General features: G+C 71.5%; 10 protein-coding genes. 8 read left to right on the top strand and 2 right to left on the bottom strand.

From position 1 onward, the window contains the following. The first annotated feature begins 47 nt into the window (after positions 1–47). Together JG540_RS08845 and JG540_RS08840 are read left to right on the top strand one after the other, a co-directional pair. Positions 48–3,335: a LamG-like jellyroll fold domain-containing protein gene (locus JG540_RS08845; protein ID WP_200275436.1), complete on the top strand. Its 3,288-nt coding sequence runs from the start codon at positions 48–50 to the stop codon at positions 3,333–3,335. A gap of 142 nt (positions 3,336–3,477) precedes the next feature. Further along, positions 3,478–4,461 (top strand): glycosyltransferase family 2 protein, encoded by a 984-nt coding sequence (locus JG540_RS08840; RefSeq protein WP_200275434.1) that lies wholly within the window; start codon positions 3,478–3,480, stop codon positions 4,459–4,461. 36 nt (positions 4,462–4,497) lie between these two features. Here the strand turns inward: JG540_RS08840 and JG540_RS08835 are convergent, their stop codons facing one another. Together JG540_RS08835 and JG540_RS08830 are read right to left on the bottom strand one after the other, a co-directional pair. After that, positions 4,498–5,826 (bottom strand): sugar ABC transporter permease, encoded by a 1,329-nt coding sequence (locus JG540_RS08835; protein ID WP_200275432.1) that lies wholly within the window; start codon positions 5,824–5,826, stop codon positions 4,498–4,500. Further along, positions 5,823–6,440, bottom strand: coding sequence for a YveK family protein (locus JG540_RS08830; RefSeq protein WP_200275431.1), 618 nt, complete (start codon positions 6,438–6,440; stop codon positions 5,823–5,825). Before JG540_RS08830 ends, JG540_RS08835 begins: the two co-directional genes overlap by 4 nt. A 123-nt stretch (positions 6,441–6,563) precedes the next feature. On the opposite strand from JG540_RS08830, the gene mfd reads away from it, so the two are divergent. From mfd to JG540_RS08800, 6 genes are all read left to right on the top strand, one after another. Then, entirely contained in the window at positions 6,564–10,403 is a 3,840-nt protein-coding gene (gene mfd / locus JG540_RS08825; RefSeq protein WP_200275429.1) for a transcription-repair coupling factor, read from the top strand. Positions 10,404–10,590: 187 nt separating this feature from the next. Further along, the gene (locus JG540_RS08820; RefSeq protein ID WP_200275427.1) at positions 10,591–11,160 is read left to right on the top strand and encodes a hypothetical protein; all 570 of its coding nucleotides are present in this window, start codon (positions 10,591–10,593) and stop codon (positions 11,158–11,160) included. 147 nt (positions 11,161–11,307) lie between these two features. Further along, positions 11,308–12,594 carry a phosphopyruvate hydratase gene (gene eno / locus JG540_RS08815; protein WP_200275425.1) on the top strand — a complete coding sequence of 429 codons (1,287 nt, stop codon included), beginning with the start codon at positions 11,308–11,310 and terminating at the stop codon, positions 12,592–12,594. A 172-nt stretch (positions 12,595–12,766) separates the two neighbouring features. Beyond that, positions 12,767–13,447, top strand: a complete 681-nt coding sequence (locus JG540_RS08810) for an FtsB family cell division protein (protein ID WP_200275423.1) — start codon at positions 12,767–12,769, stop codon at positions 13,445–13,447. Then, on the top strand, positions 13,444–14,001 hold the full coding sequence (locus JG540_RS08805; RefSeq protein WP_200275421.1) for a DUF501 domain-containing protein: 558 nt from the start codon (positions 13,444–13,446) through the stop codon (positions 13,999–14,001). Before JG540_RS08810 ends, JG540_RS08805 begins: the two co-directional genes overlap by 4 nt. Before the next feature lie 30 nt (positions 14,002–14,031). After that, positions 14,032–14,994, top strand: coding sequence for a Ppx/GppA phosphatase family protein (locus JG540_RS08800; RefSeq protein ID WP_200275419.1), 963 nt, complete (start codon positions 14,032–14,034; stop codon positions 14,992–14,994). Position 14,995: the final 1 nt, after the last annotated feature.

Genomic DNA, 14,995 nt, shown 5'->3' with positions numbered 1-14,995 from the left:
CCAAGCGGCTGTTTTCCAGCTGTCCCCAACAACCTCCCGGAGGATTCGTGAAGCCCAACCGCCTTCGTCGTGTCGGAGCGGTGGCCGTTGCCGCCGTGTCTGTCGCCTTGGCGCCGATCATCCTGCCTGCTGTCACGCTGTCGTCCCACGCTGGCGCCGTGGAGCAGGACCTTGGGGTCGACGACCCCCACGAGACCGTGTCTGCCGACCCCCTGCCCGCCCCGTCTATCAATGGCGTTGTGTGGGACCAGGAGGTTGTTGGCAACACCGTCTACGCCGTCGGTGAGTTCACCACCGCCACCACTCCCGGTGGCTCTGCCGTGACCCGCAGGAACGCCCTCGCCTACGACATCACCACCGGCGCCCTGCTGGACTGGGCCCCCTCCGCCAACGCCGCGGTCCGCTCCGTGGTGGCCTCCCCGGACGGCTCCACCATCTACCTGGGCGGCACCTTCACCACTATCAACGGGCTGGTGGCCAACCGTGTCGCCGCCGTCGACCCGCGTAGCGGCACCCCGCGCAACCTGGGGCTGAGCCTGAACTCCGGCGTGAACGCCGTGGCCCTCTCCCCTGACGGCTCCAAGCTCTACGCCGGCGGCTACTTCTCCGAGGCCAACCGGCAGCGCCGCCAGCGCATCGTCGAGTTCGACGTCGCCAGCCGCACCGTCACCCCCTTCTCCGCGCGCGTGCCTGACTACTACGTCCACGCCGTGGCCACCGAGCCCGGCGGCACCGGCGTGGCTATCGGGGGCGCCTTCACCAGCGTCAACGGCTACCGGAACCCCGGCAACGGCCTGGCCATCCTGGAGGCGGGCACCGGCGAGCTGCGTTACAACCGGCTCTCCTCCGTGATCGGTGCCTCTGGCAAGAAGTCCGCCGTGTGGGGCATGGCCGCCGACGCGCGGGGCCTCTACACCGCCTCCTACTCCGGGGCCGGTGCCTTCGAGGGCGTGGCCCGCCTCAACTGGCAGTCTGGTGAGCTGGAGTGGATGCTCGACTGCCACGGGGACTCCTACGACGTCCACCCCGCCGGGGACGTCGTCTACATCTCCTCCCACGAGCACGACTGCTCCAACGTGGACCTGTTCCCCAACAACTGGAAGCAGCACTACAACGCCACCGCCGTCGTGAACCAGGCCGTCGGCACCGTTAGGCGCAACACCTACAGCGGCTACACGAACTTCCAGGGCCAGCCGGCCACCACGCTCCTGAGCTTCTTCCCCAGCTTCACTGCCGGGACCTACACCGGCGCGCACCAGGCCACCTGGACCGTCGAGGGCAATGACGACTACATCGTCTACGGCGGCGAGTTCACCGCCGTCAACGGCCAGCAGCAGCAGGGCCTGGTCCGCTTCGCCAAGCGCAGCATCGCGCCCAACCAGGTCTCCGCGCACGACAAGGGCGGCGCCTACAAGTTCAGTGCCCGCTCCACCCAGCCGGGTGTCGTGAGCTTTAGCTGGAAGGCCAACTGGGACAGCGACGACCGGATGCTCACCTATGAGATCTTCCGGGACACGACCAACTCCAAGCCGGTGTGGACCCGCAAGGTGGCCTCCACCTTCTGGGACCTGCCGGAGCTGACCGCCACCGACTTCGTCGACCCCGGCAGCCAGCACCGCTACCGCATCCGCGTGACCGACAAGTACGGTGCCAGCACCCAGACCGACTGGGTGACCGTCACCGCCAAGGACGGCGTCGGCCTGAACGCCCTGGGGCGCCAGGCTGCCGCTGACGGGGCCGTCAACGTGTGGAGCATGGACGAGGGCTCCGGCCGCGACGTGGCTGACAGCCTGGGCAACATCAACGCCCGCCTCTATGGCTGGGGCTGGGAGCGCGCTGGCGAGCCCGCCACCACCAGCGGCAGCTCCACCTCCTTCGGAAACGCCGCATACGCTGTCTCCCAGCAGCGGATCCACGGCCCGCAGACCTTCTCCCTGGAGACCTGGGTGCGTACCACCAGCCGCTCCGGCGGCCTGCTCCTGGGCTTCGGCTCCTCCTACCAGGCCAGGTCCTCCCAGCACGACCGCCAGCTCTACCTGCGCACCGACGGCGTCCTGGTCTACGGCCTGTACCCCGGCCGGGTTAAGACCCTGGAGAGCAGCCAGCCGATCAACGACGGCAAGTGGCACCACGTGGTGGCCACCACTTCTGAGGCGGGCTCGGTCCTCTACGTCGACGGCCAGGCCGTGTCCGAGGACACCAGCATGAACCAGGCCGAGGACTTCCAGGGCTACTGGCACATCGGTGGCGACAACCTGCGCGGCTTCCCACGCGCCCCACGCAACATCTACCTCGAGGCCGACATCGACGACGTCGTTATCTACGACAACGCCCTGGTGGCCAACCAGGTACGTGACCACTACGCGCTGGGACAGGGAAAGCCTGCCAACCAGGCCCCGCAGGCCGCGCTGACGCTCGAGGCTGCTGAGCTGGCGGTGTCCGCTGACGCCTCCGGCTCCCAGGACCCCGACGGGAAGATCGCCAGCTACAAGTGGAGCTGGGGCGACGGCACCGCTGAGGAGACCACTACCGCAGCTACCGCCAAGCACTCCTATGCCGCTGCCGGCACCTACACGGTGCGGGTCACCGTGACTGACGACGGCGGGCAGAGCGCGCAGACGGAGCAGTCCGTGACCGTGAAGGCAGCGGACAAGCAGGTCGCCCCAGCCCTGCCTGAGGGCCCCCGCGAGAACGGTCCGGCCGCCAACGACGTGCCTGTGGCCGGTGCCTTCCGGGCCACCTTCGACCAGGACGTGGCCGCTGGCTGGGGCGAGGCCGACAAGGGCGGCACCTGGAGCACCCGCTGGGGCGGCTCTGCCCTCTCCGTGGCCAACGGCACCGGGCGCATGAGCCTGGCCAAGGCCGGCAGCGGCTCCCGGGTCAGCAGCCCCGCCCTGGAGCAGGCGGACGCTGACCTGACCGCCTCCTTCCAGCTGGAGGCCCTGCCCAGCGCGGGCCGGGTCTACATCGACCAGGACCTGCGCGTCACCGACGCAGGCTCCTACCGGGTCAAGCTGCAGGTCACCCCCGAGGGCACCGGCAAGATCGAGCTGCTCAAGGTCGTGGACGGCACTGAGAAGTGGCTCTCCGAGGCCCAGCTGCCCAGCATCAAGGCGGGTGAGACCGTCAGGCTGCGCTTCTCCGCCACCGGCACCAGCACCACCACCGTCTCCGCGAAGCTGTGGACGGGGCAGGCTGAGCCCAAGGACTGGAGCGTGCTCTACAAGGACAGCGCCCAGCCGCTGACCCAGCCGGGGTCCATCTCCCTGACCGGTTACCTGAGCCGCTCTGAGACCCCCGTCACCATTGCCGTGGACGAGATCAGGGTCGGCTGACGCAGCCGGATTGCCAAGGTGGTGGGCCGCTGACCTCCGGGTCGGTGGCCCACCACCTTCTACGTAGTCACCGCCAGGAGTGCAGGTATGCTCGCATGGCAAGCGCCAGCAGGGCGAGGCCGCAACCTGAGAGGCACAGACCATGGCCCCATCTGGGCTGACCATCGCGATGCTCACCTACCGCCGCAACGGCTACCTCGCGGAGGTGCTGCCGCTGCTGGTGCGTGAGGCCGCTTCCGTCAGGAGCGGCGGTGAGGGCTACGCGCCCGTGGCCGCCCGGGTCCTGGTGGTGGACAACGATCCGGCTGCCGGGGCCCGCCAGACGGTGGTGCAGGCGGCCGCCCAGGCCCGGGAGGCTGACCCGCCGGTGGAGGTGGTCTACGCCCACGAGCCGGAGCCGGGGATCGTGGCGGGCCGTAACCGGGCCCTGGCGGAGTCCGCAGGCTCCCAGCTGCTGGCCTTCATTGACGACGACGAGCTGCCTGAGGAGGGGTGGCTGGCCGCCCTGCTGCGGATGCGGGAGGCCACCGGCGCCGACGCCGTCACCGGCCCGACCCCGCCTCGCTTTGAGCAGTCCCCCGACCAGTGGGTGCGGGCCAGCGGGGTGTTCGACTCCTGGAGCCACCCGGACGGGCAGGTCGTGGGCTCAGCGGACACCGGCAACCTGCTCCTGGACCTGGGCACTGTGCGGCGTCTGGGGCTGTCCTTTGACCCGCGCTACGGGCTGACCGGAGGGGAGGACTCCCTGTTCACCAGGCAGCTGACCCAGGGGGGCGGCAGCCTGCGCTTCGCCGCCGAGGCGGTGGTCACCAAGCGGGTGCCGCCTGCGCGGGCCAACCGCCGCTGGGCCCTGCAGCGGGCCTTCCGCTCCGGCTCCTCCTGGGCCCGGGTACGGGTGGACACCCACCCGGGCAGCCCCCTGCCCCTGCGGCTCAAGTTCGCCCTGAAGGGCCTGGTCAAGGCCGGGCTCGGGGGTGCCCTGGCGGCCACCAGCCTCCTGCGCCGGGACCTGCCCGCGCGGGCCCGCCACGAGGTGGACGGCGCCGGCGGCCTGGGGATGGTCGTGGGAGCCTTCGGCGCGGACGTGCGTGAGTACTCCCGGAAGAAGCCCGGCTCCGGGTCCTAGAGGCCTGGCCGGGCGGGAGCCGGTGCCCCGGTGCGGCTAAGCCAGCTCACGTAGCGGGCCCGTGCCGTGCACCAGCTTGGCCTGCTGGGCCAGCGGCTTCATGGCCAGCAGGGCCCCGATTGCCACGGCGATGCCCGGGGCGGAGGTGATCAGGGGACTGAAGAAGGTGTCCCACAGCGCCCCGATGCCCACGAAGAACAGCCACGGCGAGAGGTGGAAGGAACCCAGGTTACGGATCATGGACCAGCCCACCAGCACGAAGCTGAACAGCGCCAGCAGGACGCCAGGGATACCGCAGGCCGCCCACAGGTCCGAGGTGGAGGAGTGCAGCTCCACGCCGTGCCCGAAGATGTAGTTGTAGACGTAGCCGTTCTCCGGGTCGTACTCGATGCCGTTCATCTCGTACATGGCCGCGCGCTCGTCGTCGTAGCCGGGTTTGACACCCAGGCCGAAACCCGTGGGACGGTGCTTCATCAGGCCGTAGGTGGCGGCGGCCTCCGGGCGGGCTGAGAGCACCACGTTCGTGGAGGAGGATGCCTGCGCCTGGGTCCGGGCCTGTGCGGAGTCGCCCAGCAGGCCGCTGCTGGCGGCGAAGACCACCGAGACCATCACCGCCGCCATGAGCGTGCCCAGCACACCGACCTGGAAGGCCGCCAGGAAACGGGGCGTGCGGGCCTTGATGGCGAACTTCTCCGCCAGCGCCTGCCAGACCATCAGGCCCGCGATCATCACCAGGTAGCCGAGGATGGAACGGGAGTCGTTGACGGCCCACAGCACGCCCAGGCCCAGGACCGTGAGCAGCTGCACCCAGCGGGGGCTACGGTCCACCAGGGCCAGCACCAGCACCGTGGCCGGGTATCCCAGCACGTACTTCCAGGGGTTCGGGGTGGTAGGGATGTTCCGCACCCCGATGTAGGTAAGCCCCACCGAGTAGGCGGCCACCGCCCCCGGCAGGGTCAGACGCTCCGCCCCCCAGGCGATCGCAGCCGCCACGGACGGCAGGAGCGTGACCAGGAAGAAGGTGGTCACCAGCTCGGAGCGCACGAACACCGCCCACTGCAGGTTGACCATCAGCAGCACGAAGCCAGACAGCAGCGCCACCAGGGAGAGGGTGGCCAGCACCGTGAACAGACGGGAGCGGCGCACCGCCGTCCAGGTGACGGGCAGGGCCAGCACCGCCAGCACGTTGCCGAAGTTCACCCCACCGGGCAGCTTGAGCCGCAGACCGATCAGTGCCAGCAGCACCACCGCGAACCACCACTCGGAGGCGGGCACCTCCGGGCGGTTCCACCGGCGGAAGGTCTGCTGCACCCGCTGGTACGGGGAGCTGATCCCCGCCAGGGCCGAGGCCTGGAAGGTCGTCATCGTGAGGAACTGCGGCGCCCACCCAGGCGCGAGTCCAGTGCCAGGGCGATCAGGACCCCCAGGGTCGAGCCCAGCACCGCGCCCACGATCCCGTAGCGGACCTTGGAGGGGCCGACCGGCGCGGTGGGCAGGTTGGCGGTGTCCACGTCCGCCAGGGAGAGCTGGGCAGGCTGGCCTGACAGCGTCACGGACATGCTGGTGATCTGCTTGCGCATGGCCTTGACCTCGGCGTCAGCCAGCTGCTGTGCCTGGGCGGCGGTGGCGCCGTGCGCTGTCACCTCCACCATGAAGGTGGTGGTGGGGTTGGCCACCGAGATATTTCCCTTGACCTGCTCGATCGGCAGCCCGGTGTCCTGGGCGACCTGTGCCTGCAGGCTGTGGGAGGAGCCCAGCTGCACGATCGTGGGCATGATCGAGGCCACGATCAGCTGTGAGCCGGAGACGTTGCTGTCGCTCCCCTGCGAGTTGGTGACCACGATGGCGGTGGCGGAGGAGGCGAACACAGGCGTGCCAAAGGTGGCGAAGGCGATACCCGCCGCCAGCCCCACGACCACGTGCGCAACGATCAGGATGAAGCGGCGTCGCAGCGCCTCAATGATGAGTTCCGGTTCCAAAAGAGGCCTCCAAGGGAGTGGGATAACACAACGCTAGCGTTGGAGGCTGTCCGTGTGGACTAGCTGTGACAAGGCTTAGATGAGACTTTCGCCACCGGGTTTCAGGGCATCTACACTCCGCATGTGCGTCTGACCGCTCTGCTGCCACTGCTTCTGGAAGAACCTGACACCGCGGCCCTGGTGGAGGCCGCCGCCCGCTCCGCTCGCACGGACCGGACCCTGGTGGTACCTGCTGGGGCCCGCCCAGCGGTGCTGGCCGCCATGAGCCTGGGAGCCCAGGGGGTGGCCCAGGCCGCCGGTGCGCAGCCGCCCGCCCCCGCCAGCGGCACGGCTGACGGCGGCACGGCTGACGACGGCGGGGCGGGCCGGGCAGTCCCCACCGGCGCTGCCCGTACCTCCTTAAGCAGCGCCGCCTCAAGCAGCGCCGCCTCAAGCAGCGCCGACCCGGCCCGTACCGGCACCCCGTTGCTCGTGGTCACCGCAACCGGGCGGGAGGCCGACGAGCTGGCCGCCGCCTTGGGCTGCTACCTGCCTGCCGCGGAGGTCGCCGTCTTCCCCGCCTGGGAGACCCTGCCCCACGAGCGGCTCTCCCCCCGCGCCGACACCGTGGCCACCCGCCTGGCCGTGCTGCGGCGTCTGGCCCACCCGCAGGAGGACGACGGCGCCCCGGACGCGGCGGCCCGCGGCCCTGTCCGGGTCCTGGTGGTGCCGGTGCGGGCGCTCCTGGCCCCGGTGATCGCGGGGCTGGGCGAGCTCGAGCCCGTGCACCTGGCCCCCGGCGTCGCCGTCAGCCTGGAGGAGGTCACCCGCAGGCTCACCGACGCCGCCTACACGCGGGTGGACATGGTGGAGAGCCGCGGGGAGTTCGCGGTGCGCGGCGGTATCCTGGACCTGTTCCCGCCCACCAGCCCCCGGCCCGTGCGCGTGGACTTCTTCGGGGACGAGATCGAGGAGGTCTCCAGCTTCTCGGTAACCGACCAGCGCAGCATCGAGCCCCTGGCCTCAGTGACCGCCACCGCCTGCCGGGAGCTGCGGCTGACCGAGGCCGTGCGCCAGCGCGCCGCCCGGCTCGTGGACCAGGTGCCCGGGGCCGCCGACATGCTGGAGAAGATCGCCCAGGGCCAGGTGGTGGAGGGCATGGAGTCCCTGGCCCCCGTGCTGGTTGACCAGATGGTGCCGCTGCTGGACCTGGTGGGGGAGCGCCTGGTGGTCCTGTGCGAGCCGGAGCGGGTGCGTAAGCGGGCCGAGGACCTGGTGGCCACCACCAAGGAGTTCCTGGCCGCTGCCTGGACCAGCGCCGCCAGCGGCGGCTCCACCCCGGTGGACCTGTCCGCCGCCGCATTCGCCCACCTGTCTGAGGCCCGGGCCCTGGCCCTGTCCACCAACCGGGGCTGGTGGTCGCTGACCTCCCTGCAGGCCTCCCCGGAGACGGCCGTGCTGCCGCTGCGTGACCCCACCTCCTACCGGGGGCGCCTGGAGGAGGCCGTCCAGGACATCGGCCAGATGGCCCGGGAGGGGTGGAGCGTCGTCGTGGCCACCGACGGCCCCGGGCCAGGCCGCCGCATGGCCCAGCTGCTTGGCGACGGCGAGGTGCCCTCCCGCATCGTCACCGAGCTCACCCAGGCCGCCCAGCTGCGCGGCCAGGAGGGGGCCGACGGCGTCGTGCGCGTCACCCAGGCGGCCGCCGGTCACGGCTTCGTGGCCCCCGGGGTGCGTCTGGCCCTGCTGGCCGAGTCCGACTTGACCGGCCGGGCCTCCACCGGCCCCCGCGAGCGCAAGGCCGTGCCTGCCCGCCGCTCCCGCAAGAGCGTGGACCCGCTGTCGCTGCGCCCCGGCGACCTGGTGGTCCACGCCCAGCACGGGGTGGGGCGCTTCCTGGAGCTGGCCCGCCGTAGCGTGGGCTCCGCCGGGTCCGCCGCCAGCCGCGAGTACCTGGTGATCGAGTACGCCCCCTCCAAGCGCGGCCAGCCGGGGGACCGGCTGCTGGTGCCCACCGACTCACTGGACCAGGTCAGCAAGTACGTGGGAGGGCAGGACCCGGCCCTGAACAAGATGGGCGGGGCCGACTGGGCCCGCACCAAGTCCAAGGCCCGCAAGGCGGTCCGCGAGATCGCCGCCGAGCTGGTGCGCCTCTACGCCGCCCGCTCCGCCGCCACCGGGCACGCCTTCGGCCCGGACACCCCCTGGCAGGCCGAGCTGGAGGAGGCCTTCCCCTACACCGAGACCCCCGACCAGCTGGCCACCATCGAGGACGTCAAGCGGGACATGGAGTCCCCCCAGCCCATGGACCGCCTCATCTGCGGGGACGTCGGCTACGGCAAGACCGAGATCGCCGTGCGCGCCGCCTTCAAGGCCGTGCAGGACGGCAAGCAGGTGGCGGTGCTGGTGCCCACCACCCTGCTGGTCAGCCAGCACGCGGAGACCTTCTCCGAGCGCTACGCGGGCTTCCCGGTGCGCGTGGCCCAGCTCTCCCGCTTCCAGTCGGACAAGGAGTCCCAGGAGGTCCTGGACGGCCTGGCCCAGGGCAGCATCGACGTCGTGGTGGGCACCCACCGCCTGATAACCGGGCAGGTGCGCTTCAAGGACCTGGGCCTGGTGGTGATCGACGAGGAGCAGCGCTTCGGGGTGGAGCACAAGGAGACCCTCAAGGCCCTGCGCACGGACGTGGACGTGCTGTCCATGTCCGCCACCCCCATCCCCCGCACCCTGGAGATGGCGGTCACGGGCCTGCGGGAGATGTCCACCCTGGCCACGCCCCCGGAGGACCGCCACCCCATCCTCACCTACGTGGGCGCCTACGAGACCAAGCAGGTGGGGGCCGCCATCCGCCGCGAGCTGCTGCGCGACGGCCAGGTGTTCTTCGTGCACAACAAGGTGGAGGACATCGACGCCGTCGCCGCCCGCCTGTCCCAGCAGGTCCCCGAGGCGCGGGTGGCCACCGCCCACGGGCAGATGGGCGAGCACCAGCTGGAGCGGGTGATCGACGACTTCTGGCACAAGGAGATCGACGTGCTGGTGTGCACCACGATCGTGGAGACCGGCCTGGACGTGTCCAACGCCAACACCCTGATCGTGGACCGGGCCGACCGCATGGGCCTGAGCCAGCTCCACCAGCTGCGCGGGCGCGTGGGCCGGGGCCGGGAGCGGGCCTACGCCTACTTCCTGTACCCGGGTGACCGCACGCTCACGGAGACCTCCCTGGAGCGGCTGCGCACCATCGCCACCAACACGGACCTGGGGGCGGGCATGCAGGTGGCCATGAAGGACCTGGAGATCCGTGGCGCCGGGAACCTCCTGGGCGGGGAGCAGTCCGGGCACATCGCCGGGGTGGGCTTCGACCTGTACGTGCGCATGGTCTCCGAGGCGGTCAGCGCCTACAAGAAGGCGCTGCGCGTCGGGGCCGGGGAGCAGGGGGCCGACGCCGCCGCCGTGGCGGCCGGACGCGCCGAGGCGGAGATCGACGAGGAGCTGCGCGTCGAGCTGCCCGTGGACGCCACCATCCCGGAGGACTACGTGTCCCACGAGCGCCTGCGCCTGGAGGCCTACACCAAGTTCGCCTCCGCCCGCAGCCAGGAGGACGTCGCCGACGTGCTGGAGGAGCTGGCCGACCGTTACGGGCCGGTGCCGGAGGCTGTCTCCCGCCTGGCCGCCCTGGCGCGCCTGCGGGCGCTCGCGGCCAGCCTGGGGGTGCGGGAGGTGGTGGCTCAGGGCCGCTCGGTGCGCTTCGCGCCGGTGACCCTGGCGGAGTCCGGGCGGATGCGGGCCACCCGCCTGTACCCGGGCACGGTGCTCAAGCCCGCCACCCGCACCATCGTGGTGCCGGCGCCGGGGTCGGCCCGCCTGGGCGGGGGCGCCGTGGAGGGCGAGGAGCTGCTGCGCTGGGCGGAGGTGCTGCTGCGGGCCGTCGTCGCCGGGGACCCGGACTACGAGCTGGAGGCGACCAGGTACCGACGGCGCCGCTGAGGCCGGTGCTGCTGAGCCTGACGGTGCTGCTGAGGCCTACGGCGTCGCTGAGCCCGGACCCGCGCCCGTGACGGCGCTGGCTGCGCCCCGGTCGCGATAGCATGTCCCGACAGGCTGCCCTGGCTGGCGGCCACGGACCTGCACGTCTGACGGCGCCTCCGGGCGGCGTCACCCAGAGGAGAAGAGTATGGCCTCCGGTACCCGTCGTCCCGCCCTGACCCGCGCCCTCAGGCCTGTGGGGGCCTGCCTGCTGGCTGCGGGGGTCCTCTCCGGCTGCGGCGCCCACCCGGGGGTGGCCGCCATGCTCACCTACACCGACGGGGCGGGCCAGCGGGTGTCGGTCACGGTGGACGAGCAGGACGTCTCCGACGCCGTCACGGACCTGTCGGTGCTGCAGATCGACCGCCGCAGCGCGATCATCGCCATGCTGAACCGGCCCAGGCTGGAGGAGGCGCTCAAGGGAGTGGGGGTGGAGGTCTCGGACGCGGAGGTGGAGACCTTCACCAAGAACACCTTCGACACGGTGGGCAAGGAGGTGCCCAGCCTCTCCGCGGGGGCGCGTGAGGTCATGCGCGCCGCGGCCCTGGACAGCAAGCAGACCGAGCTGGACCCAGAGCTGGCCCAGAAGGTCGGTGAGGAGATGGCTGCGGCCACCCAGTCCGCGCAGATCGAGGCCTCCCCTCGCTACCGGGAGAAGCTGTGGATCGCCAACCCGGCCCAGCTCCCCGCCCAGCAGGCCCCCAGCCAGGGGCGCTGAGCCTGGCCCTGCGGTCGCTGGCGGGGGCGCTTGCGAGGTCCTCGCTCGCCCGTGGTGAACGCCGCCCAGGGACTATGGCCCTCGTGGCGGGCGCCCGGTGCCGCTAGGCTGGGACCGCAATAGGTCCGACCCAGCAAGGAGCACCAAGTGGCCCTCATTGAAGACGTTCACGCCCGCGAGATCCTCGACTCCCGTGGCAACCCCACCCTTGAGGTGGAGATCCTGCTTGAGGACGGCGCCTCGGCCCGTGCCGCGGTCCCCTCAGGCGCCTCCACCGGCGCTTTCGAGGCCGTTGAGCTGCGTGACGGCGACAAGGGCCGTTACCTGGGCAAGGGTGTCGAGAAGGCCGTGGCCAACGTGAACGAGATCATCGCCCCCGAGATCATCGGTTACGACGCCGCTGACCAGCGTGGTCTGGACCACCTGATGATCGAGCTCGACGGCACCCCCAACAAGGGCAAGCTCGGCGCCAACGCCATCCTGGGCGTCTCCCTGGCTGCTGCCGCCGCCTCTGCGGAGTCCGCTGGCCTGGACCTGTTCCAGTACGTCGGTGGCCCTGGCGCCCACGTCCTGCCCGTGCCCATGATGAACATCATGAACGGCGGCTCCCACGCCGACTCCAACGTGGACATCCAGGAGTTCATGATCGCCCCCATCGGCGCCAAGACCTTCCGTGAGGCCCTGCGCATGGGCGCTGAGGTCTACCACTCCCTCAAGGCCGTCGTGAAGGGCCGGGGCCTGTCCACCGGCCTGGGCGACGAGGGCGGCTTCGCCCCCAACCTGGACTCCAACCGTGAGGCCCTGGAGCTGATCGTCGAGGCCATCGAGAAGGCTGGCTACAAGCCCGGCGCCGACGTCGCCCTGGCCATGGACGTGGCCTCCACCGAGTTCTTCGACGAGAAGACCAAGAAGTACAACTTCGAGGGCGAGGCCCGCGACAACGCCTACATGGTGGACTACTACGAGAAGCTCATCACCGACTTCCCGATCGTCTCCATCGAGGACCCGCTCTCCGAGGACGAGTGGGAGGACTGGAAGGCCCTGACCGACAAGATCGGTGACCGCGTCCAGCTCGTCGGCGACGACTTCTTCGTCACCAACCCCGAGCGCCTGGCCAAGGGCATCGAGATGGGCGCCGCCAACGCCCTGCTGGTCAAGGTCAACCAGATCGGCTCCCTGACCGAGACCCTGGAGGCCGTGGAGATGGCCCACCGCGCGGGCTACAAGTCCATGACCTCCCACCGCTCCGGCGAGACCGAGGACGTCACCATCGCCGACCTGGCCGTGGCCACCAACTCCGGCCAGATCAAGACCGGTGCCCCTGCCCGCGGCGAGCGCATCAACAAGTACAACCAGCTCCTGCGCATCGAGGAGACCCTGGGTGAGGCCGCCGTCTACGCCGGCGCCTCTGCCTTCCCCCGCTTCAAGGCCTGAGCCTGTAAGCGCCTAGCAGCGGCCCCGGCACGGAGCCGCTGCCCGACCGGCCGGTCCCCGCAGCCCGTGGGGACCGGCCGGTCCCGTCCTACGGCTCGCGGTTACCCAGCCCACGGGGCGACGCGCCCAGGCAGCGGATGCAGGCCACCGCCGGGTGAGGCAGTATCACCTTGTGAGCCCGCGTCGCCCCGCACCAGCCCGCCCCGGCAGCCGTCCGGGCACGAGCCGGCGCGCCCGGGAGCCCAAGCCGGCTCCTGCCACGGCGGGCCGCAGCACCGCCCCCCGGGCGGACAAGACCGGCCGCCCCGACGCCGCAGCCCCCCGCTCCGCCGGGGAGGCGCCCAGGGCCAGCAGCCCCTCCAGCCTCCAGATCGGCGGCTCCACCGGCTTCGCCGTCTCCTACCGGGTCCTGGTGCTGGCCGTGGTGCTGGTCTCCAGCATCATCATCGTGGGTCCCGCCGCCCGCAGCTTCCTGCTCCAGCGGGCAGAGTACGCGGACGCCAAGAAGGAGCTGGCCCAGGCCCAGGCCACCCAGACCGCCCTGGCCCGGGAACTGGCCAACTGGGACGACGACGCCTACGCCCGCACCCAGGCCCGCCAGCGGCTCGGCTACGTCATGCCCGGCGAGACCAGCTACATCGTCATCGGGGCCCAGGAGCTCGACCGACAGGACCCGGCCGACGGCGTCGTCAACAAGCCCAGCCCGGTCCCCAGCCCCTGGTACGTGATACTCACCGGCTCCGTCCGGGAGGCCTCCCGCCCCGAGCCGGAACCCAGTGCCAGCCCGCTGCCAGGCTCCCCGAGCCCCGTACCGACCGCCCCGGCGAGCCCGCACCAGGAGAACAGCCCATGACCCAAGCCCCCGGCACGAGTCCCAGCCCCGGCCCCACCGCCAGCCCCGGCACGAGCACCGGCCCCCAGGTCTCTCCGGCTGACCTCCAGGCCCTCCAGGAGCAGCTGGGGCGGGTACCGCGCGGCGTCGTCGGTATCGCTGCCCGCTGCGTGTGCGGCCGTCCCACGGTGGTGCTGACCGCCCCCCGGCTGCCAGACGGCTCCCCCTTCCCCACCTGCTACTACCTGACCCACCCGGCTGCGGTAAAAGGCTGCTCCACCCTGGAGGCCGAGCACCTCATGGACCAGCTCAACCAGGAGCTGGCGCAGGACCCGCAGCTCGCCGCCGCCTACGCCCGCGCCCACGAGCACTACCTCAGTCAGCGCGCCCGCCTGGGCCGTCCCGCCGAGATCGAAGGGGTCAGCGCCGGGGGCATGCCCACTCGCGTCAAGTGCCTGCACGCCCTGCTGGGGCACGCCCTGGCGGCCGGGCCTGGGGTCAACCCGGTCGGGGACCGTACCCTGGAGGTGCTCAAGGAGCGGGGCCTGTGGGACCCGACCCGCTGCTCCTGCTGAGATTCCCTGTCATCCCTTAAGGAGCCCTGAATGACCCGGGTAGCTGCCATCGACTGTGGCACCAACACGATCCGCCTGCTCGTGGCTGACGCCCGCCGCACCGGGGAGGGGCAGGTGGTGCTCAGCAGCCTGGACCGCCGCAACCACATCGTGCGCCTGGGGCAGGGGGTTGACCGCACCGGGCAGCTCGACCCGGAGGCCCTGGAACGCACCCTCCAGGCGGTGGCTGGCTTCGCGCGCCGCTGTGAGGCGCTGGGGGTGGAGCACCGTCGCTTCGTGGCCACCTCAGCCACCCGCGACGCACGCAACCGTCAGGAGTTCATTGACGGGGTGCGGGAGAGCCTGGGGGTGGAGCCGGAGGTCATCAGCGGGCAGGAGGAGGCCCGGCTGTCCTTCTCCGGCTCCCTGCTCGGGGCCCTGCCCGGCCCCGGCGCCCGCCTGGTGGTGGACCTGGGGGGCGGCTCCACCGAGCTGGTGCTGGGCCAGGACCAGCCCAGCGCCGCCATCAGCCTGGACACCGGCTCGGTCCGTGTCACCGAGCGGTACCTGTCCGGGGGGGTGGGGGTCGCTGCGGAGGCGGCCGCCCGTGCCGAGGTAGGGGCGCTGCTGGACCAGGCGGAGCAGGTCGTGGACCTGAGCCAGGCCCACCAGCTGGTCGGCCTGGCGGGCACCATCACCACCGTGACCTCGCACGCCCTGGGCTGCGAGGGCTGGCAGCCGGAGCGGGTCAGCGGGGCGGTCCTGCCGGTGGAGCAGGTCCTGCGCTCCTGTGACGCCCTGCTGCGCTCCACCCCGGGGGAGCGGGAGGCCATGACCTTCCTGTCCGTGGGCAGACGCGACGTCATCGCGGCCGGTGCCCTGATCTGGAGCGAGGTGGTCAAGCGGGTCGTGGCCGCCACCGCCCCTACCGACCACCCGGTCACCCAGGCCGTCACCTCCACCCACGACATCCTGGACGGCATCGCCCTGGACCTGGCTGAGCGGGTCGTCTGAG

The organism is Actinomyces weissii, from assembly GCF_016598775.1.
Lineage (GTDB): Bacteria > Actinomycetota > Actinomycetes > Actinomycetales > Actinomycetaceae > Actinomyces > Actinomyces weissii.
This window is presented reverse-complemented; position numbering and strand designations above follow the sequence as displayed.

What these genes read in the sequence shown, in the direction of transcription:
- JG540_RS08805 (WP_200275421.1), top strand. Translation starts at nt 13,444, where the DNA reads ATGACCCAAGCCCCCGGCACGAGTCCCAGCCCCGGCCCCACCGCCAGC.
- JG540_RS08840 (WP_200275434.1), top strand. Translation starts at nt 3,478, where the DNA reads ATGGCCCCATCTGGGCTGACCATCGCGATGCTCACCTACCGCCGCAAC.
- JG540_RS08820 (WP_200275427.1), top strand. Translation starts at nt 10,591, where the DNA reads ATGGCCTCCGGTACCCGTCGTCCCGCCCTGACCCGCGCCCTCAGGCCT.
- JG540_RS08835 (WP_200275432.1), bottom strand. Translation starts at nt 5,826, where the DNA reads ATGACGACCTTCCAGGCCTCGGCCCTGGCGGGGATCAGCTCCCCGTAC.
- JG540_RS08800 (WP_200275419.1), top strand. Translation starts at nt 14,032, where the DNA reads ATGACCCGGGTAGCTGCCATCGACTGTGGCACCAACACGATCCGCCTG.